This is a genomic window from Microbulbifer hainanensis, assembly GCF_014904735.1.
GTDB classification, from domain to species: domain Bacteria; phylum Pseudomonadota; class Gammaproteobacteria; order Pseudomonadales; family Cellvibrionaceae; genus Microbulbifer; species Microbulbifer hainanensis.
Genome location: NZ_JACZCR010000009.1, coordinates 1 through 18843, shown reverse-complemented (window position 1 = coordinate 18843; position 18843 = coordinate 1). Strand labels below are relative to the sequence as shown.

General features: G+C 58.6%; 15 protein-coding genes. 8 read left to right on the top strand and 7 right to left on the bottom strand.

The genetic code is table 11. The annotated features are described in order from the left end of the window. Positions 1 to 396 precede the first annotated feature (396 nt). Positions 397 to 894: a hypothetical protein gene (locus IG168_RS03175; protein ID WP_193161706.1), complete on the top strand. Its 498-nt coding sequence runs from the start codon at positions 397 to 399 to the stop codon at positions 892 to 894. Here the strand turns inward: IG168_RS03175 and IG168_RS03170 are convergent, their stop codons facing one another. The 4 genes from IG168_RS03170 to IG168_RS03155 form a co-directional block, all read right to left on the bottom strand. After that, positions 895 to 3450, bottom strand: a complete 2556-nt coding sequence (locus IG168_RS03170; protein WP_193161705.1) for a serine/threonine-protein kinase — start codon at positions 3448 to 3450, stop codon at positions 895 to 897. 101 nt (positions 3451 to 3551) lie between these two features. Then, positions 3552 to 6146: a serine/threonine-protein kinase gene (locus IG168_RS03165; RefSeq protein ID WP_193161704.1), complete on the bottom strand. Its 2595-nt coding sequence runs from the start codon at positions 6144 to 6146 to the stop codon at positions 3552 to 3554. A gap of 100 nt (positions 6147 to 6246) precedes the next feature. Continuing rightward, on the bottom strand, positions 6247 to 7233 hold the full coding sequence (locus IG168_RS03160) for an FHA domain-containing protein (RefSeq protein ID WP_226876488.1): 987 nt from the start codon (positions 7231 to 7233) through the stop codon (positions 6247 to 6249). 484 nt (positions 7234 to 7717) lie between these two features. Beyond that, a complete protein-coding gene (locus IG168_RS03155; protein ID WP_193161783.1) occupies positions 7718 to 8236 on the bottom strand; it encodes a MarR family winged helix-turn-helix transcriptional regulator in 519 nt (172 codons plus the stop codon). A 348-nt stretch (positions 8237 to 8584) separates the two neighbouring features. Between IG168_RS03155 and ectA the strand changes: the two genes are divergently transcribed. From ectA to IG168_RS03125, 6 genes are all read left to right on the top strand, one after another. Then, a complete protein-coding gene (gene ectA / locus IG168_RS03150; protein WP_226876487.1) occupies positions 8585 to 9184 on the top strand; it encodes a diaminobutyrate acetyltransferase in 600 nt (199 codons plus the stop codon). A gap of 55 nt (positions 9185 to 9239) precedes the next feature. Next, positions 9240 to 10580 carry a diaminobutyrate--2-oxoglutarate transaminase gene (gene ectB, locus IG168_RS03145; RefSeq protein WP_193161702.1) on the top strand — a complete coding sequence of 447 codons (1341 nt, stop codon included), beginning with the start codon at positions 9240 to 9242 and terminating at the stop codon, positions 10578 to 10580. 54 nt (positions 10581 to 10634) lie between these two features. Then, positions 10635 to 11036, top strand: a complete 402-nt coding sequence (locus tag IG168_RS03140; protein ID WP_193161701.1) for an ectoine synthase — start codon at positions 10635 to 10637, stop codon at positions 11034 to 11036. A gap of 77 nt (positions 11037 to 11113) precedes the next feature. Beyond that, on the top strand, positions 11114 to 12559 hold the full coding sequence (locus IG168_RS03135; RefSeq protein ID WP_193161700.1) for an aspartate kinase: 1446 nt from the start codon (positions 11114 to 11116) through the stop codon (positions 12557 to 12559). Continuing rightward, a complete protein-coding gene (locus tag IG168_RS03130; protein WP_193161699.1) occupies positions 12547 to 13476 on the top strand; it encodes a tetratricopeptide repeat protein in 930 nt (309 codons plus the stop codon). Before IG168_RS03135 ends, IG168_RS03130 begins: the two co-directional genes overlap by 13 nt. A 75-nt stretch (positions 13477 to 13551) precedes the next feature. After that, the gene (locus tag IG168_RS03125) at positions 13552 to 14970 is read left to right on the top strand and encodes a sodium/proline symporter (RefSeq protein ID WP_193161698.1); all 1419 of its coding nucleotides are present in this window, start codon (positions 13552 to 13554) and stop codon (positions 14968 to 14970) included. Positions 14971 to 15051: 81 nt separating this feature from the next. Here IG168_RS03125 and IG168_RS03120 read toward each other — a convergent pair whose 3' ends face one another. The 3 genes from IG168_RS03120 to IG168_RS03110 all read right to left on the bottom strand — a co-directional run bounded on the left by IG168_RS03120 (position 15052) and on the right by IG168_RS03110 (position 17153). Then, entirely contained in the window at positions 15052 to 15618 is a 567-nt protein-coding gene (locus IG168_RS03120) for a YceI family protein (protein WP_193161697.1), read from the bottom strand. 11 nt (positions 15619 to 15629) lie between these two features. Next, positions 15630 to 16214: a cytochrome b gene (locus tag IG168_RS03115; RefSeq protein WP_193161696.1), complete on the bottom strand. Its 585-nt coding sequence runs from the start codon at positions 16212 to 16214 to the stop codon at positions 15630 to 15632. 267 nt (positions 16215 to 16481) lie between these two features. Further along, a complete protein-coding gene (locus IG168_RS03110; protein WP_193161695.1) occupies positions 16482 to 17153 on the bottom strand; it encodes a hypothetical protein in 672 nt (223 codons plus the stop codon). 177 nt (positions 17154 to 17330) lie between these two features. On the opposite strand from IG168_RS03110, the gene IG168_RS03105 reads away from it, so the two are divergent. Further along, positions 17331 to 18842, top strand: a complete 1512-nt coding sequence (locus IG168_RS03105; protein ID WP_319024647.1) for a dipeptidase — start codon at positions 17331 to 17333, stop codon at positions 18840 to 18842. Position 18843: the final 1 nt, after the last annotated feature.

Sequence of the window (18843 nt, the reverse complement as noted above, 5' to 3'; positions counted from 1 at the left end):
ATCTCTGTGTCCCCAGTGACACAGTGAGGGAGGGACTCCCGCTCAGCGCAAGCTGATAGTCAAGTCGGGCCCGGCAAACACAGAGCCTATCGTCTGCCGGGGTTTGGGGAAGGACTTGACCGGGGCATGGATGCTCCAATTTTCGCTCTTGATAGTGTTGTTGTAACCGTCGATGGCTGGGACCATCATTCGGACCGGCAGTAACTGCGTTACTGCCGGTTTTTTTTATTTTGGCAATCTGATTTGTACCAAAATGTGATGGAGTTCCGGTGTGGGTTCGACTTATGCTATGTCGCGCGTTATGCGCCCGGAAGCGGGGTTCCGGACAACATCAAGGACTAGCCAATAGTCCCTGTGTGGTTACAGGGGCGTGAATAAGAACAATGGGAGTGGACTATGAGTGCACAAAGTGTGGCCGATAAATGTGCGGAGCTGCCGGTATTTAACGCGGAGCTGGAAGGCGACGAAACCGAGCGCAGCTACGACCTGGTACTGAAGCCGGTCAACCCGATCGACGGCGTGGACCAGTACTGGCCGCTGTTTAACAGCGGCAGTGAAGCGGAACAGTTTGGCAATATGCTGTTCAAGTTCAACGGCAAGAAGGGCACTTTTGTGCTCAATCTGACTCTGGATCTGTCCGAGGTGCCGGATCTCCAGTTTGCCAAGTCAACCGGACAGGGCCAGGACGGCATCAAGGGGTTGACCCAGAACTTCAAGCACGAGTTCAAAGCGCAAGCGGAAAAGAATGACGATCACAAGTACACCAAGCTGAAGGTCACGATAAAGAACAAGGACGCCGAAGAAGATACTTATTCTTTCCTGTGGCAGTGCACCACAGCCGGTGGGGCTGACTTTATTTCCGGTGATCCGCGGGCAAAGATCGATCCAGAGTGATCAGTTGCAGATAGCAGTTTTTACCCTGTTAGAAGCTTGGGGATGGGTGCAGAGTTGCTGAAATGCAGGCAGACTAAACCACTCTGCGCTCATGCCCTGATCTAGCAGCTGTTCAATATAATAATTGGCCGAGCTCCATTCGCTGGCTAAAGCATAAACTTGTCCAGCATTATATTGTATATATGTGTCATCTCCTGCTTTTTTTAGAAGTTCATGAGTTAGGGCTATAGCTTCAGAATTTTTTCCTAAGTTCGCTAACGCAATTGCTTGGTAGCGTGCTTGTTCAAGGTCTGTTTTTTCTATAGTCAGCTTCAAAAGTCTCTCATATTGAGCTTTAGCCTGATCCTTTTGTCCTAGCATTAGATAGGTTGCTGCAATCTCCTCTACGATTTCAATGCTGTTGGGTGCAGACGTTAGAATTTGTTGCTGTACTTTCAAAGCATCCGGATATTTTTGCTGTAAGAAGTAGGCGACGCCGAGATTGGATTTCGTGCGCCAGCTACGCAGATTCTCTGGGATTGTAGTAATGGCCATTTCCGCAGTTGCAAAATTACCACTTTCAAGCTCGATTACACCTAGCAGTGAATAGGAAGACCAGTGTTCCGGAAAGGAATCTGTGATTCGATTTAAGGTCGTTCTAGCGGCGGCGTAATTACCACTGGCAGTCTGGTTGATTGCGATCAGATACAGATTGTCGGCCGACGGGTTTAGCGCGGCGGCTTGTTCAGCATACTCCTGGCCGGACTTGTAGTCTCCCTGCATATATAAATAGCGTGCATATTTGGCCAGTAATGTGGCAGAAGGTGCAGTCTGTTTATTTAATTTTTTTAGCAAAGCGTCAAACTGCGATTTGTCTGTGCTGTAGGTGCGGAGCCAAAGCTCCTGAGCCAGCAGTTGCTGTTTTTCAATATTTTGGAGTTTGGCCCTTTCGAGCATTGCTAGACCGCGATTAAGGTAACCTTCGGAATCCGTTTGAATAAACAGTTTGGCTACGACGCTGGTATAGGCGGAGTAAAGGTTTGTATTTTTCGGGTATTCTTCGATTAAGGTCTCGAGCGTGTCCAAGTCCAACGGTCTTAGATCTTTTTGATCCAAGCGGCTAAGAATGTTGATGTACCGGTCGTAATCCTTAGGCGACATCGCCACGCGTTCAGATGCATTATTTTTATATACTTGAGGGAATAGGGCGGTCATGCTATTCGTGATCCGGTATTCCGCTTCCTGTCGCTTGTCGGACAAAAACGCAAACCCGCTCTGTTGTTTGATCTGGTTGTTGAGCGGATTCAAGCGCTGCAGCTCGATCTCACAGCGCACCTGCGCACAATCCAGCCGCGCAAATAGCGCATCGGTCACCCCCTTGTCCCGCAGCTTCTGCAGCTGCGCATCGAAATCCTGCCCGTCTTTCGGCGTAAAGCTGACCAGCGCACTGGCTTTCAACTGCGAAGCGGCATTCATCAGCGCCTGCCGCACCATCGTCGCGGTTAGTTCCTTGGCGTTGTCCTCGCCGCGCACCTCGCCGTGAATCTCCACCGGTAGCACGGCGATATATTGCAGATCCAGGCGGGTGGCGTATTCCCAGCCGAAATAACCGGCCACGCCGACTGCCGCGAGTCCGGCGGCGCCGGCGACGGCGCGCAGGGTGCGGCGGCGGGCGCTCGGTGGTTTGCGCAGCAATTTGGTGACCGTATCGGAAAACTCGCGGGTGCCCGTGTTGGTGGACAGGTGCTGGTGCAGGAATTCCAGCGCCTCGTGCACCTGCAGGGCAGATTCCGGACGCTGGCCCGGATCCTTAAGCAGCAGCCGGTCGAGCAGGGCGGCCAGCGGGTCCGGCAGGTCGGGGTTGGTCTGCTGCGGAGGAATATGGGGCTCGTTGACCACTTGCTGCGCCAGTGCCATGGAACCGCCCTCGCCCATGGTGAACGGCTTGCTGCCACACAGCAGTTCGTAGGCGATGGCGCCGAGGCTGAACAGGTCGCTGCGCGGACACAGCGGGAAACCCTGCAGCTGTTCCGGGGACATGGCGTCCACGGTGCCGGCCACATGGTCCTCGCGGGTGATCTGTTCGGCGCTTTGCTGCAGGGATTTGGCGATGCCGAAATCGGTGATCTTGGCGGTGCCGCCAAAGGTGATCAGGATATTGTCTGGCTTGAGGTCGCGGTGGATGATGCCCAGCGAGTGGGCCTCGTTGAGACCGCTGCAGATCTGGATCAGCAGGCCGAGTTTGTCCCGCAGCGGTGCATTGTGTTCGCGCATCCACTCTTTCAGCGTGGTGCCCTCGACATACTCCATCACCAGGGCGATGCCGTCGTCTTCTTCCAGTACGTCGTGGAGCTGCACGATATTGGGGTGGTTGAGCTGGGCGAGCAGTTGCGCCTCGGACTGGATGCGCGCGCCGGCGGACGCACTGGTGGCATCCCGGCGCAGCTTCTTGATCGCTACCTGGCGGTGCAGGCGGGTATCTTCGGCCAGGTAAACAACGCCCATACCGCCGGCGCCGAGTGTGCGTCCTATGCGGTAGCGACCCAGTTGTCCCTGTTCAGGTTCGGCAACGTCCATAGCCACTTATTCTTGTTAGGCGTTGTAAAGCCGGTTGTTTCTAATTTCCCGCGTTGTATCTCGCGAATTGCGTCCAGTCTACCCGTTTCGCGGCGCCGCGACTATTTTCGCGCAATTGGTCCGCTTTTGTCTTTTTGGGCGCAGAGGTTTGGGTAGTCCGCGCGCAGGTCGGCAAAGTCGTCCCCCGCACACACCGGCGCGAACGGGGTGGTGTCGAACCAGATCGGGGAGACGCCCTGTTCCAGCGTCTTGCGCACGTGGGCCTTGGCGGAGAGCAGGTCGCCAGTGGTGATATAGACCTGCGCCCGCGCGTAATTCACGTAGAGATCGTCCGGGGCCGTGCGGCGGATTTTCAGCAGCATGTCGATGGCGCGGCCGGCGCGGCCCAGTTCCGCGTAGGCACGGGCCTGCATCAGCTGGCCCTCCCAGTCCTTGCGTTCGCGCGTCAGCGCCAGCGCTTTCTCTGCGAATGCCTGTGCTTTTTCCGGCTGCCCCTGGGCGTTGGCGATTTCCGCCTGGTAGAGCAGCGGGTCGGCGTCGCGGGGCGCGCGCGCGGCGACATCGCTGAAACAGCTCAGTGCGCGGTCGAACTGCTTCTCGATGTAGTTGGCCAGGCACAGGTTGTAGGTATCCATCGGGCCGAGTTTCTTGACCCTGGCGCTGTTGAGCAGCCGGATGGTTTCCGCGGGGCGGCCCTGGTCCAGTTCGTTACCCGCCAGCAGCGAGATGGCATCGATATTGTCGTCGACCATCTGCATCGCCCGCAGCAGGATGGGTTTGGCCCCATTCATATCCCCGCTGAGGGACAGGATCAGCGCTTTCTGCAGCAGGTAGCGATAGCTGTCGCGCTGGGCCAGCGCCCGGTCGATGGCCTCGATCGCCCGCTCGTTGTCGTCGCGATCCTGGTAATAGACGGAGGCGTAAAAATAATAGATGGCCTGGTCCGGTGCTTTCACGCGCAGCTGTTCGAGCAGGTCGTGGGTGCGTTTCTCGTCGTTGCGGGAGAGGGCGAGCTGCAGCTTGGCTGTCAGTACCGCCGGGTGATCGGCGATCGATGGCGGTGCCTTGCGCAGAAAGCTCTCCAGGCGGTCAACGGTGGCGTCGCTGCGCGTGTTGAAGCGCTGGTCGATGACCATATCGCCATAGAGTTCGTAGTAAGGCGGGAAGTCCGGCGTCTTGTCGCGCAGGGCTTCGAGCTGCGTCAGCATTTCTCCCAGATTGGCGAAATCGTTCTGGTGTTCGAACAGATCCAGGTAGGTCTGGTAGTCCTCGGCGCTGATCGCCAGGCGGGACTCGCTGTCCTGTGGCGGGTACCCGGGGAGCAGATAATTCAGTTGTTGCAGGGTGCGCGCGCGGCTCTCGAGGCTTTCGTCCAGTTCCAGCGTGGTGGTGCGGTTGGCGACCACGGAAAATTTGCCGGTCTCGATCAGTTCCAGCGAGGCCTCGCAGTGTTCCGCGTGGCAGGACAGTGACGGGTGCAGCAGCAGGTCAGCATTCAGGGCCCGGGCCTGTTCGTGCAGATTCTGGCCGGTGACCTGCTGGGATTCGGAATAGGGGATCAGCCACAGGCCGTCGCGGTTGGACAGGCCCTGCTTGATGGCACTGAGCATATTGCTGCGCAGCAATCGGATATCGCGGTTGGTGAGCGCACTATCGGACGGGGCGACAATGGCGATGTATTTGCCATCTACGCCGCTGTCTTTGACTGGCAATACGGCGGCGATGGTGCCGACCAGTGCCGCTACGGCGATGGTGACAGTGCCGCCGGCCAGCCACTTGCCCCAGCGGATCCGGCGGCGCTGCTGCCGGTGAAAATTCTCGGCGGTAATGGTGACGGTGCGGCTGGCGGTATCCAGGGGCTGGGCTTCCAGTTCCCGTAGGATTGCGTCCAGTTCCGCACCCACTGCGGTGGCATTGACCGGGCGCTTGTTCGGGTATTTGGCGAGCAGGCGATCGAGCAGTTGGCTCAACGCAGTGGGGAGTTCCGGATTGAGCTTGGCCGCCGGCGGGTGCTGGCTGTTGACGATGCGATCCATGATCACGAAGGCGCTGTCGTTGTCGCCGAAAGGGCTCTGGCCGCATAGCAGTTTGTAGGCGAGTACGCCCAGCGCGAAGAGATCGCAGCGATTGTCCAGTTGCTTGCCCAGCGCCTGCTCTGGAGACATGGCGCCCCAGCTGCCGGCGACGTGCTGTTCGCGGGTCAGGTCGCTGTCTTCACGCCAGTTCTTGGCGATACCAAAATCGCTGATCTTGGCGGTGCCGCTGTCGTCGATCAGGATATTGTCGGCTTTCAGGTCCCGGTGGATGATACCCATGCTGTGCGCGCGGGCGAGACCGCTGCAGATCTGTTTGAGCAGCTGGATTTTCTGGCGCAGGCTGGGTGCGCGTTCGCGCTGCCACAGCTCCAGTGAGCAGCCGTCGACAAATTCCATCACCAGGGCGACGTCGTTCTGCTTCTCCACCACATCGTAAATCTGCACGATATTGTTGTGGTTCAGCTGGGCGAGCAGCAGCGCCTCCTTGCGGATACGCAAATGCGCGGAATTACTGGTGGGATTTTTGAGCAGGCATTTGATCGCCACGCGGCGATCCAGGCGCTCGTCGATCGCGAGATAGACCACGCCCATGCCACCGGCGCCGAGCTGGCCAGTGACCCGGTAGCGCCCAATATACGAAGGTAGTTGCTCTGACGTCATGAATCTCGGAGGAAACCCCGTTATTGCGTTCTGCCGTCCATAGCATACAAATTGTTATTGATTCTTTTGTCGCGCGCCATGCGCCGCGACGCCGGCGGTATTATGCCACCGGCTCTTCCATGCTGTCGTCACTCAGGGATTCCAGCTGGGAGCCCTTGTAAATTTCAAAGCGGCTGCAGCCGAGGCGAATTTCCCAGGAACGGCGCTCAACCAGGCCGGAGGTATCAATCGCATCTGGCAGGGATTCGGCGATCTGTTTGCGCGCGCGGAATATCTGTGTGTTCAGGTGATTGACGGTAATGCCGAGCTCGCGGGTGGCCACCTGAATGGAGACCCAGCCCTGTGCATCGATGTCGGCGCCACGCAGCATGTCCTGCACCCGGGCGCGGGCCAGGTACAGTAGCAGGTAATTGTGGATGCGGGCCGGCAGTGCCAGCTTGATGTCATTCTGGCGCAATTGCAGCTGCACGTGTTCTTCGTGATGGCTCACGGAAAAACGCAGGTCGAAATCGGTAATCGACAGCTGCTGCATGGAGAGTTCTTTGGTCGCGCCCTGGTTGTCGGCGAGAAACAGGGTCCAGCTGTGTACCCCGCAGTCGATGCGGTCTCCATGCCTGACCGCGACGGCGTTGTCGCTGTCGTTGGAGTTGGCGGTGAGTTCGTACAGCCACTGGCCGGTAATTGGACTGTAGTGCAGGCTGGCGAGCGGGTCGCGCTCATCGGGGAGCAGGTGATACTGTTCCAGCGATTGCGCCTCGCCGCTTTCGAGATCGACCAGCAGGTTTTCCGGTGCGTCGAGATTCTCCACGACCCACGCCGGGTTAGTGGCGCGGCCGAAATTGATCTGGTCGCCGATCTGCAAAGTATAATTTTTGGCCGGTACCATCTGCTGCTTGTTGAGCCAGGTTCCGTTGCGGCTGAGGTCGCGAATATTCCAGTGGGTGCCTGTCCACTGTATTGCTGCGTGAATGCCGGAAATTTCCGCGCTGGTAATCCGCGTATCTGCCGCGCCCTGGCGTCTGCCAATTGTGTGGTGCGCCATCAGATAGACGGGCTGTTCCCTGTCTGGATGTTGCAAACAAGCCATGCTCTGGTCCCTTTCCCCGCAATTGATGGGAATTTGCGTAAAGCAACGTCAATGTTCTGACACTGGACAGGGCGTCGCGGAAAGCTGTGCTCGCTAAAGGAAACCGGTGGGGCCGATATCGTGATATCGGTTTCATTTCGCCAGGCGTTCGTCCTGCGCTTGCTGAAATTGCGGTCGGAGCGCCACAGATCGAGCCCCCTGAATCTGTGGCAAAAAGCAAATTTCAGCGGCGCCTTGGTCTTTTTTTTGTACGCCCTGTCTTGAGTAAGCAAGCGCTAACCATAAGGTTCTCGAGTGCTTTAGTGTTGTGAAACCATTTATACCGATCTTGCGGGTGATTGCAACGATTGAATGCGAACCAAACCCGTTTCGCAAAGATGTTGCGCTGGCGCAGAATGCATCGAGATGATTATTGTCAATTTGCCAGTGCAATCTGCAGAAAATTCACCTGAGACGAATGTGCATTCTTTTTCGGATGGCCGTTTTACTCTTCCTCTTTTTCTTCCTTTTCCGGAGGCAGTTGCCGGCTGTCCTTGCGGTCCAGGTCGCCCACATCCAGTACCGGGGAGGCGTCGATATGTTCGGCGTCCATCATCAGCGCAACGCGCTGCAGTGAGGAGATGATCATGGACTGTTCCCATTCGCGCAGATCGCGGAACTGACGCACGAAGTGTTCCTGCAGTGGCGTGGGTGCGTCGCGAATGAAGTCCATGCCTTTTTCGGTGAGATAGGCGTGCACCTTGCGCTTGTCCTCGGAGGAGCGCTCCCGGTAAACGAGTCCGCGCTTCTCCAGTCGATCCAGAATCGTAGTGACAGTGGCCTGGCTCAGGCTGATTTCCTTGGCCAGCGCACCGATGGTGACCTGGCCCTTCTCGCGAATTGCCTGCAGCAACAACAGCTGTGGCGCGGTCAGGCCGGCGGTTTTCACCAGCTGTTTGGAGTGCAGGTCGGTGGCGCGGATCAGGCGGCGCAGGGTGATCAGTACTTCTTCAATCTTGTCCATTAATAGCAGGCTCTGCAGTTCGCGGCGGGAAAGGTGTCTGCGGCCGACTTTAGGCTCTGCTTCCGGTTTGTCAATCACTGCCTGTGGCCTGGCATCCCTGCGCCTCTCCGCGCGGGCGGGCTTATCCCGCTGCCGCTCGGAGGTGTATGGACTGGCTAGTTTTTCATCAGTCTGCATGGGGGCGCGCCTTGCGTTGTCGCATTTGTTTAGAGTACTATGCAAAAAATTATTTAGAGCAGTAAATAGTTTTATCTCTAAAAGGTCAAATTTGACCTGAATAGTCCAAAATGCGGCGTAAAAGCCAACTTACGGGCGCTAAACAAAAATTTGATGACTAAAGGTATTGATTTGAACGCCACAAGCGTTGAGAAATCGCAGAGCGGGAGCTCGGAAAGCAAAACTGAAGAGTCTCCGGAAGAAAAGGTTCACGCGCGGCAGGACACCGCCAAAAGGGAGGTCCTGCTGCGCACCCCGGTCAGTGAAGACGGTGCCGACGTGTACCGCCTGATCAGCCGTTGCCCACCCCTGGATGAAAATTCCATCTACTGCAATTTGCTGCAGGCCAGTCATTTCGCCGGCACCAGTGTCGCTGCGGAAGTGGACGGTTCCCTCGCCGGCTTTGTTTCCGGCTACCTGGTCCCGGAGCGCCCGGACACCCTGTTTGTCTGGCAGGTCGCCGTCGATGAGGCTGGCCGCGGACAGGGCCTGGCCGGTCGCATGATCCGCGAGATCCTGAGCCGTGAGGCCTGCGCCGAAGTGCGCTATGTGGAAACCACCATTACCCCGGATAACGCCGCCTCCTGGGCGTTGTTCCGCGGCCTGGCCCGCAAGCTGGAAGCCGATTGCGCCGAATCAGTGATGTTTGACCGCGAGCGCCACTTCAAGGGGCGCCATGACAGCGAAATGTTGCTGCGCATCGGGCCATTTGCGCCGGTGGTCGGCGGGTAACCCCACCCTTTTCATTTACTGCGAATTACCAATTAATCAAGCAAAGGTTGCGAACATGAAAGTTTTTGACGAGATCGAATCAGAAGTACAGAGCTATGCGCGCGCTTTCCCGCGTGTATTCAACAAGGCTCAGGGCGAGCACCTCTATGATGAGGACGGCACCCAGTACCTGGATTTTCTCGGTGGCGCCGGCACTCTGAACTACGGTCACAACAACCCGCTGTTCAAGGAAGCCCTGATGGAATACATCCAGCAGGACGGCATTACCCACGGTCTCGACCTGCACACCAAGGCCAAGCGCGAGTTCCTGGAGGCTTTCTACGAGAAGATCCTGCAGCCGCGTGACCTGAACTACGTCATGCAGTTTACCGGCCCCACCGGCACCAACGCGGTGGAAGCGGCGCTGAAGATCGCGCGCAAGTACAAGGGCCGCGAGAACATCATCTCCTTCACCAATGGCTTCCACGGCTGCAGCATGGGTGCGCTGGCCGCCACCGGTAACTCCCACCACCGCGGCGCCGCCGGCACCAGCATGAGCGGTGTTTCGCGCATCCCGTACGACGGTTACCTGGGCGACGATATCGACACCACGGCCTACCTGGACAAGGTACTGTCCGACTCCTCCAGCGGCATCGACCACCCGGCGGCCGTGCTGGTGGAAACCGTACAGGGCGAAGGCGGCATCAATGCGGCCAGTATTGAGTGGCTGCGCAACCTCGACAGCGTGTGCAAGAAGCACGACGTACTGTTAATTGTCGACGACATTCAGGCGGGCTGTGGCCGTACCGGTACCTTTTTCAGCTTTGAGGAAGCCGGCATCGTTCCTGATATCGTGACCATGTCCAAATCCCTGAGTGGCTACGGCCTGCCGTTCGCGGTCGTACTGATGCGCCCGGAACTGGACCAGTGGAAACCGGGTGAGCACAACGGCACTTTCCGCGGTAACAACCTGGCCTTCGTAACCGCCACTGCGGCGATCAACCACTACTGGAGCGACGACAAGTTCGCCAAGGAAGTGCAGCGCAAGGGCGACTACATCGGTGCGCGCCTGGAAAAGATCGTCGAGAAATTTGGCGATGGCAACATGACCACCCGCGGCCGCGGCATGTTCCGCGGACTCAACTGCATCAGCGGCGACCTGGCCGGGCAGATTACCCGCGAAGCCTTCAAACACGGCCTGGTTATCGAGACCAGCGGTGCCGACGACCAGGTAGTGAAAACCCTGTGTCCGCTGACCATCAGCGACGAAAACCTGAAGCGCGGCCTGGATATCGTCGAAGCTGCCGTGGAAAAAGTACTGAAAGGTTCTGAAGTTCCGGAAGAGCACGATTTCTTTGCCGACGACGAAACTGCGGCTTCCTCTGAAGCCAAGAGTGAGCTGGCCGGCGCAGCCTGATCGCTGCCCGCTATCTGAACCCTATTGAATTTACCGTGAGATGAGAGACCAGTAATGATTGTAAGAAGTTTGCAAGAAGCCGAAAAAACCGACCGCAAAATTGTTTCCGAGGGCTGGGACAGCACCCGCCTGCTGCTGAAACAGGACAACATGGGCTTCTCCTTCCATATCACTACCATCTTTGAAGGTGCCGAACTGCACCTGCACTACCAAAACCACCTGGAGTCCGTGTACTGCATCTCCGGTGAAGGCAGTGTCGAGACTGTTGCCGATGGCAAAGTGTACGAAATCAAGCCGGGCACTATTTATGTGCTCGACCAGCACGACAAGCACATCCTGCGCGGCAAGACCGAAATGAAAATGGCCTGCGTATTCAACCCGCCGCTGCACGGCAAGGAAGTACACAACGCCGAAGGCGCCTATGAGCTGGATGCGGAAGAGGTTTCCGGTAAGTAAATAGATGTTGTGTTGTCGAACCGGCGCCAAAGGCGCCGGTTCACTAACAAGCTCACAAATACATCTATAGGAAGACCATGAAACAGCACACGGTGGAAAAAATTGGCGGCACGTCCATGAGCGACTATGCCGCGGTTCGCGACAATATCGTTTTCAAAAACGGCAAAGCCGATTCGGAGGGGGTCTACCAGCGTATCTTCGTCGTATCCGCGTATGGCGGTATTACGGATATGCTGCTGGAACACAAGAAGTCCGGACGCCCGGGTATTTTTGCCCTGTTTGCCGGCGCAGACGAAGATCGCAGCTGGGCGGAGGCTGTCACCGGCCTGCGTGAGCGCATGCAGGAAATCAACGGCACCCTGTTCACCGATCCAGAGCAGCTGAAGAAAGCCAATGGTTTTATCAGCGAACGCCTGGAGGACGCAGAGAACTGTCTGGCCGATCTGGAACGAGTCTGTCAGCACGGCCACTTTGCCCTCGAGGGACACCTGAACACCGTCAGCGAAATGCTGGCCAGCCTGGGTGAAGCGCACAGCGCCTGGAACACCGCAGAGCTGCTGCGCCAGGAGGGCGTCAATGCCCGCTTTGTCGACCTGACCGGCTGGCGGGACGGTGAGCACCTGACCCTGGACGAGCGCATCGAGCGCGCTTTCCGCGATATCGATCTAGCCACGGAACTGCCGATTGCCACCGGCTACGCGCACACCCGCGATGGCCTGATGAACACATTTGCGCGCGGCTACAGCGAAATGACGTTCAGCCGTATCGCCGTAATCACTGAGGCCTGCGAAGCCATCATTCACAAGGAATACCACCTCAGCAGCGCGGATCCGCGCCTGGTAGGCGAAGCCCAGGCCGTGCCGATCGGCCGCACCAATTACGATGTGGCGGACCAGCTGGCCAACCTGGGAATGGAAGCTATCCACCCGCGCGCCGCCAAAGGGCTGCGCCAGCAGGAAATTCCGCTGCGGATCATGAATACCTTTGAGCCGGAACACCGCGGCACACTGGTGACCGGCGACTATTTCAGTGAAACACCCTGCGTGGAAATCATTGCCGGGCGCAAGAACATCTACGCGGTCGAGTGTTTTGACCAGGACATGATGGGGCTGATGACCAGCTACGACCGCTCGATCAATGACATTATCGCGCGCTTCAAGGGCAATGTGGTCACCAAGGACACCAACGCCAACACCATCACGCACTTTCTGGCGAACAACCTGAAAACCGTAAAGCGGATTCGCAGTGTGATCTGCGAGCAGTTTCCGGACTGCGATATCCAGGTGCGCAAGGTCGCGGTGGTTTCGGCCATTGGCAGCGACATGAAGGTGCCGGGCATGCTGTCCCGTGCGGTAGCGGCACTGGCGCGCTCTGGCATCAGCGTGCTGGCCGTGCACCAGTCCATGCGCCAGGTGGATATGCAGTTCGTGGTTAACGAGAGTGACTACGAAAGTGCGGTGAAGAGCCTGCACCACGCCCTGGTCGAAGTCTACGACCACGGTGAAGCGATATGCGCCGCGTAGCGACGGCGCTTGTTCCGGCTCTGCTGCTGACACTGCTGCTGTCGCCGTTCGCGCTCGCCCAGAATTCGTCGACAGCGGCGGAAGACGGGCAGGCCGAACAGCAGCGGCAGCAGCATGTCGACCAGCTGAAGAAGCCGCTCTACACGCCGTTTGTGGAGCGCTACGTCCTCGACGAACTCAAACAGCTGCGCACGGATATGGCCGCGCAGCGCGTCAATCTCACTGAGCAAATCGTCGATCGCCAGGTCAGCACTGCCGACAAGGCGATTACCTATGCCACCGATACGGTGACTTATTTCTTCTACCTGATTGCTGGAATCAGTTCCCTGCTGGTGCTGGTGGGCTGGACGTCCATTCGCGATATCAAGGAAAAGGTACACAGCCTGGCCAGCGAAGAAATTTCCAAGCTGGTCAATCAGTACGAGGAGCGCCTGCGCAGTATCGAGGAACAGCTCAGCGAGAAGACTCGCCATATCGAGCTCAACCGCGATGAGATCGAGCTGACCCAGGAAGTGCAGTCGCTGTGGCTGCGAGCCGGTCGCGAACAGACACCGGCCAGCAAGATCGCCATTTACGATCAGATCCTCGCACTGCGCAGCGACGACGGCGAAGCGCTGACCTACAAGGCCGACGCGGTACTGGAGCTGGACGAGCCACAGTGGGCGATCAACCTGTGCCAGCAGGCGCTGGAAATCGATAGCGAAAATGGCAACGCCTACTACCAGCTGGCCTGCGCCCACGCGCATCTGGAGCAGTGGGAGGAAGCCGTCAGCTATCTGGCGCGGGCTCTGGAAAGGTCTCCGGCATACCGCGACGAGGCGATGGAAGATGCCGCCCTGGACGGGCTCTATGACTATCCGCCGTTCATCGAGTTGATGGGCATACAGTCGGTCGGTGAGCCCGAGGCGGCGACCTGATCGAGCGGATACGACTCCGGGGAAGAATTCCACAAAACGACCGAAGTGTTCGATAACAAATAAAAGGAGCGCCCCTTGTTACTCAGTTTCCTGTTTTTCCTGTTGATGTTTGCCGCTATCGGCATGAGCTCTTTCCTGAAAAGCCGGGGCACCAAGAAGGACTACTACCTGGCCAGCCAGGATGTACCGCCTTTCCTGGTGGGGCTTTCCGCCGTTGCCACCAACAATAGCGGCTACATGTTTATCGGCGTGATCGGCTACACCTACGCCACCGGGCTGGCCTCCATCTGGATGATGATCGGCTGGATTCTCGGGGATTTTCTCGGTTCCTTGTGGGTGCACAAATCCCTGTGCCGCGCGACCCGGGAGACCGGTGAATCCAGTTATGCGGGCGTGATGGCGTACTGGGCTGGCTCGCGCTTCAGCGGCTGGCAGCGCATCGCCGGCTTGCTCTCGCTGGTATTTCTGCTCGCCTACGCCAGCGCCCAGCTGGTTGCCGGCAGCAAGGCGCTGTACGTGCTGCTGGATATGCCGGTCTGGAGTGGTGCGGTGATCGGTGGTGTGATCGTGGCGGCCTACTGCCTGGCCGGCGGGATACGCGCATCCATCTGGACCGACGCGGCCCAGTCACTGGTGATGATCGTGGCCATGGGTACGCTGCTCGTGGTAGCCACCCAGTCTGTCGGCGGTATCGGTGCGGCGGTCGCGTCGATGGAAAAAATCGACGGTTTCATGAACTGGTATCCGCAGGACCTGCTATTGCCCGGCCTCGCCGGCGGGGCCCTGTTTGCACTCGGCTGGCTGTTTGCCGGCCTGTCGGTGATCGGCCAGCCCCATGTCATGGTGCGCTTTATGGCGCTGGAGTCGGAAAACCGCATGTTCCAGGCGCGCTGCTGGTACTACCTGTGGTTCACCGCGTTTTACCTGATGGCCACCAGCGTGGGTATGCTTGCGCGGATCCTGCTGCCGGACGCGGGCAGTTTTGATGCGGAACTGGCACTGCCGATGATGGCGATGAAGCTGTTGTCCCCGGTATTTGTGGGCCTGATTCTGGCCGGCGTCTTCGCGGCGACCATGTCGACCGCCGACTCCCTGGTGCTGAGCTGCTCCGCATCCCTGACTCACGATGTACTGCCGCACCGCATCGAGAAAACCTGGATGCTGAAGGTGGCCACACTGGTTATCACTGTCGCGGCTGTGGGCTGGGCGCTGCTGAACAAACAGAGCGTGTTCAGCCTGGTGGTCATGTCCTGGTCGGCGCTGGCTTCCGCCTTCGCGCCGCTGTTGATCGTCCTGGCCCTGGGCGGGCGACCGACTCAGAAAACCTACATCGCCATGAGTGTGATCGGGTTGGGCACCGCGCTGGTCTGGCGCTGGCTCGGCTGGCACAACAATATTTACGAAGGGATGCCGGGAATCATGGCGGGCTTGATGGTCTACGGTCTGGCGCGACTGTTCGTGCGGGAGCCGCTACCCAGTGGTGCCAACGCCTGAACGCATTGAACCGCAACAGACGGACAACAAAAAAGCCCGGCGATCAGCCGGGCTTTTTTATTGCGGTTGGGAAAGCGCGGATCAGATTTTAACGCCTTCGATATCCAGCAGCATTTCCACGGTCTGGGAAGCCGGCCCCAGGTTGTAGTCGATGCCGAAGTCTTTAAGCGGAAACTCGGTCTTGCCGCTGAAGCCCTGGCGCACACCGCCCCACGGATCATTGCCACCGCCGATATTGGTGACGTCGATGGTGATCGGCTTGGTGACACCGTGCAGGGTCAGGTCGCCGGTAAGTTTGGCTTTGCCGTCACCCAGCGGTTCGAAGCTGGTGCTCTTGAAGGTGGCAGTGGGGAATTCGGCCACATTCAGGAAGTCGGCGCTGCGCAGGTGCTTGTCGCGCTCGGCGTGATTGCTGTCCACGCTGGTTACGTCGATATTGACGTTGACGGAAGATTTTTCCGGCGCTTTATCATCGTAGTTGAAGGTGCCGTTGAAATCGTCAAAGCGACCATACAACCAGCTGTAACCCAGGTGCTTGATGCGAAACTGGATAAAGGCGTGTGAACCCTTGGTGTCGATTTTGTATTCGGCAGCATGGGCGGTAGCCCCGAGCAGTGAGGCGAACAGAAGAACGGCGAGTTTTTTCATGGTAGCTCCGTTTATTGTGTCGTAAGGGTGGTGGAATTATCCGGTTTTGGGGCGAGTCCGAGCATTCTGCGCAGCGTTGCATCCCGGTCGATAAAATGATGCTTCAGCGCCGCCAGTGCGTGCAGCGACACCAGGGCCATCAGGCTCCAGGCGAGAAACTTGTGTACCTGGCCGGCGATATCTTCCTGGTGGACGATGCCCTGAATAGTGGCGGGCACACTGAACCAGTCGAACACTTCGATCGGCCGTCCGTCCGCCGTGGAAATCAGGTAGCCGGAAGTCATGATGACCAGCAGCAGCGCATAGAGTGCGACATGGGTCAGTCGCGCCGCCAGTGCCTGCCAGCGCGGCGTGCCGGCTTCTGCCGCCGGGCTTCGGTCCATCAGTTTCCACAGCAACCGTACCAGCAGAACGGCCAGCAACAATATGCCAATGCTCTTGTGCAGAATCGGCCCTTCGCGGTACCAGGCATCGTAATAGGTCAGGCTGCGCATCCACCAGCCGAGAAAAAACAGGCCGATAATAGCCGGCGCCATCAGCCAGTGCAGGACAATCGCCAGCCATCCATATTGTGTTTTGCTGCCGCGGACCGACATTCGGTTCCCCCAGGGTTATTTTTTGTAACAGTGGCTGTAATTATCGGGCGCACTGTCCAATGACTCGGATTATAAAAACTTTGCGAAAAGCGAATAGCGCAAATAACTGGGGCAACGTATCGAAAAATTAGCAGGATCGCTAATTTCCGCGCCGAAGGCGCCCCGCAGGGGCGAGCGACATGGATGTCGTAAGTAAAAAATTAGCAGGATCGCTAATGACGTTGGCAGGGCGGGGTCAATGCAGTAGGAGAGTTTGTGACGGGCTTCTCAATGTGGTGTGCCGCGTACGCTTTCGCGTTCGGCGGCCGCCAGTACCCGTTCGAGGGCGCCGCGATCGAGGGCGTCCGAGCGCTGGGCCAACTGCTCGGCGAGCCAGCCGGGGCTGTGGCGGGGTTCGAGACTGTCCAGGGTCAGCTGTTCCAGTTGCCAGATTACGTTCAGCAGCAGGTGGGAATCCATTTCGCCGTCGCCCTCCTGCGCCGAGAACAGTTGGGGTTCCAACTGCTCGAGTTCGCTGCGCTTGAGCACCAGTTCTGCAAAGTTCGGGTACCAGCGGCTGCTGAACGGTTCCGGGCGCTGGCGGTTGTCAAAGGTGATACGCAGGCGGTCGCCCTCGCTGTCTTCCAGTAATGGGGTGTCCTGTTCGTAGGCGGGCAGGGCAGGGCGGTGGCGCAGGATGTTGACGATCGCACGCCAGTCGCTGTGATTCTCCGCGCACAGGCGCATGGGCTGGCTCAGTTCGCGGGTTTCCGGCCGACCGACGTAGGCGAGCTGCTGGCCGGGCCGGTACCAGTAGAGGTCCAGCTGGTAGGATTCCGCCAGGTCGGCCAGATCCCCGCTGGTGAGCGGTTCTTCGGTGACTGCACTGAGGTGGCTGACGGCCTGTTCTACGCTCAACCACTGTCGGCGGTGAAAGGGTTTGGCAAGCGACGTGGCCATGGCAATTCCCGACTACCGGATATTCAATTCAAATCTTGTACGGCTGTTCGTTTCAATAGTAGCAGTTGGCGGGAGGCTCACGACTGGCCGCAGGCGCCGGTCAGTGCGACGCGCAAGGGGGGATTTGGCGCCCGTACACGGGTACAATGCGTCTTTTTCCGAACGATGGGGTTACCTGTGAAATTCCGTTCCAATCTCGCGCGGATTGCCGCTCCGCTGCTCCTGTGCCCGCTGGCGGCCACGGCCGATGTATCGCCGGCTGCCGACAAGACCGCGCAATACGCCGTGGATCACTACGAGGCAGCGATGACCGATACGCTGGCCGAACTGGTGCAATTCAAGACTGTCGCCAGCAAGGACCTGCCACTGGAGAAAAACCCGGAATTCACCGGTTTCAAGCAGGCGCTGCACGACAAGGCAGACGAGCTGGGGCTGGAATTCCAGGATCACGGCTATGTGGTGATCGTCGCCCTCGGTGACTCGAAAGAGAAAATGGGTATTGTCACCCACGGCGATGTGCAACCGGCCAACCCTGCCAAGTGGAAAAAGAGCCCGTTCGAGCTGGATCGGGACAGCGAGCCGGGCAAGCTGATCGCCCGCGGTAGCGAGGACGACAAGAGCCCGATTGCGACGGCGCTCTACGCGATGAAGGCGATCAAGGACCGCGGTGTGCCCATGAAACGGCGCATCGAGCTGATCGTGTATCTCGCCGAGGAGTCCGACTGGGGCCCGCTGAAGGCCTTCCTCAAAGATTACGAAATGCCCGCCTACAACATCACCATCGACGCCGATTACCCGGTGGTGACCGCGGAGAAGGGCTGGAGCGAAGTGCGCGCGACCTTTGCCGAGGCCCCGGTCGCGAACCAGGCTGCGCCCTACCTGAGTGACTTCCACGGCGGCTATTTCCGCAGCCAGGTGCCGGACGAGGCCCATGCGACCCTCGTCAACCCGACCCCGGAACTGGTGAAGGCGATCCGCGCCCGTGCTGCGACTCACCCGAAAGTGACGTACGACTTCAGCGAGGCTGACGGCAAGCTGGAAATCACCGCGCACGGTGTGGCCACGCACAGTTCCGAGCCGCAAAACGGCATCAATGCCATCGCCTACCTGGCGGATGCCCTCAGTGTGCACCAGTGGCCGGCCAACGCCGCCGGGGCCACCGTTCGCTACATCAACGACCTGGTCGGCACCGGAATCCTCGCCGAGCAGTACGGCGATATCGCCTACAGCGACGACTTTATGGGCCCGATGACTGCGGCGCTCACCATGGTCAAGGCCGGCGACAAGGGGCTCACCACTCACCTGAACCTGCGCCGCCCCACCGGCAAGAGCGCTATTCGCCTGGACAAGCAGATTCGCACCGCCATCGGTGACTGGCAGAAGAAATCCGGTATTGAACTGGCCGATGTCGGCGTGGATCTCGGCGATCCCTACCGCGTGGAAAATGCGCAGCATGTTGAGCCGCTGCTGGACGTGTTCCGCCACTTTACCGGTATTAAAGATGCGGGTCCGGTGGCCATCGGCGGTTCCACCAATGCCAAGCTGCTGCCGAATGCCGTGAGCTTTGGGCCTTCCATGCCGGACAAGGCCTATACCGGTCACTCGGAGCACGAGTTCATCACTGCCGATCAGCTGCGCCTGAACCTGAAGATGTACACTGCGGCGATGATCGAGATTGGCAACCTGTAAG

Coding starts and splice junctions, on each gene's coding strand:
- IG168_RS03155 (WP_193161783.1), bottom strand. CDS start 8,236: ATGGACAAGATTGAAGAAGTACTGATCACCCTGCGCCGCCTGATCCGC.
- IG168_RS03170 (WP_193161705.1), bottom strand. CDS start 3,450: ATGGACGTTGCCGAACCTGAACAGGGACAACTGGGTCGCTACCGCATA.
- IG168_RS03130 (WP_193161699.1), top strand. CDS start 12,547: ATGCGCCGCGTAGCGACGGCGCTTGTTCCGGCTCTGCTGCTGACACTG.
- ectB (WP_193161702.1), top strand. CDS start 9,240: ATGAAAGTTTTTGACGAGATCGAATCAGAAGTACAGAGCTATGCGCGC.
- IG168_RS03120 (WP_193161697.1), bottom strand. CDS start 15,618: ATGAAAAAACTCGCCGTTCTTCTGTTCGCCTCACTGCTCGGGGCTACC.
- IG168_RS03165 (WP_193161704.1), bottom strand. CDS start 6,146: ATGACGTCAGAGCAACTACCTTCGTATATTGGGCGCTACCGGGTCACT.
- IG168_RS03175 (WP_193161706.1), top strand. CDS start 397: ATGAGTGCACAAAGTGTGGCCGATAAATGTGCGGAGCTGCCGGTATTT.
- IG168_RS03135 (WP_193161700.1), top strand. CDS start 11,114: ATGAAACAGCACACGGTGGAAAAAATTGGCGGCACGTCCATGAGCGAC.
- IG168_RS03110 (WP_193161695.1), bottom strand. CDS start 17,153: ATGGCCACGTCGCTTGCCAAACCCTTTCACCGCCGACAGTGGTTGAGC.
- IG168_RS03115 (WP_193161696.1), bottom strand. CDS start 16,214: ATGTCGGTCCGCGGCAGCAAAACACAATATGGATGGCTGGCGATTGTC.
- IG168_RS03160 (WP_226876488.1), bottom strand. CDS start 7,233: ATGGCTTGTTTGCAACATCCAGACAGGGAACAGCCCGTCTATCTGATG.
- IG168_RS03140 (WP_193161701.1), top strand. CDS start 10,635: ATGATTGTAAGAAGTTTGCAAGAAGCCGAAAAAACCGACCGCAAAATT.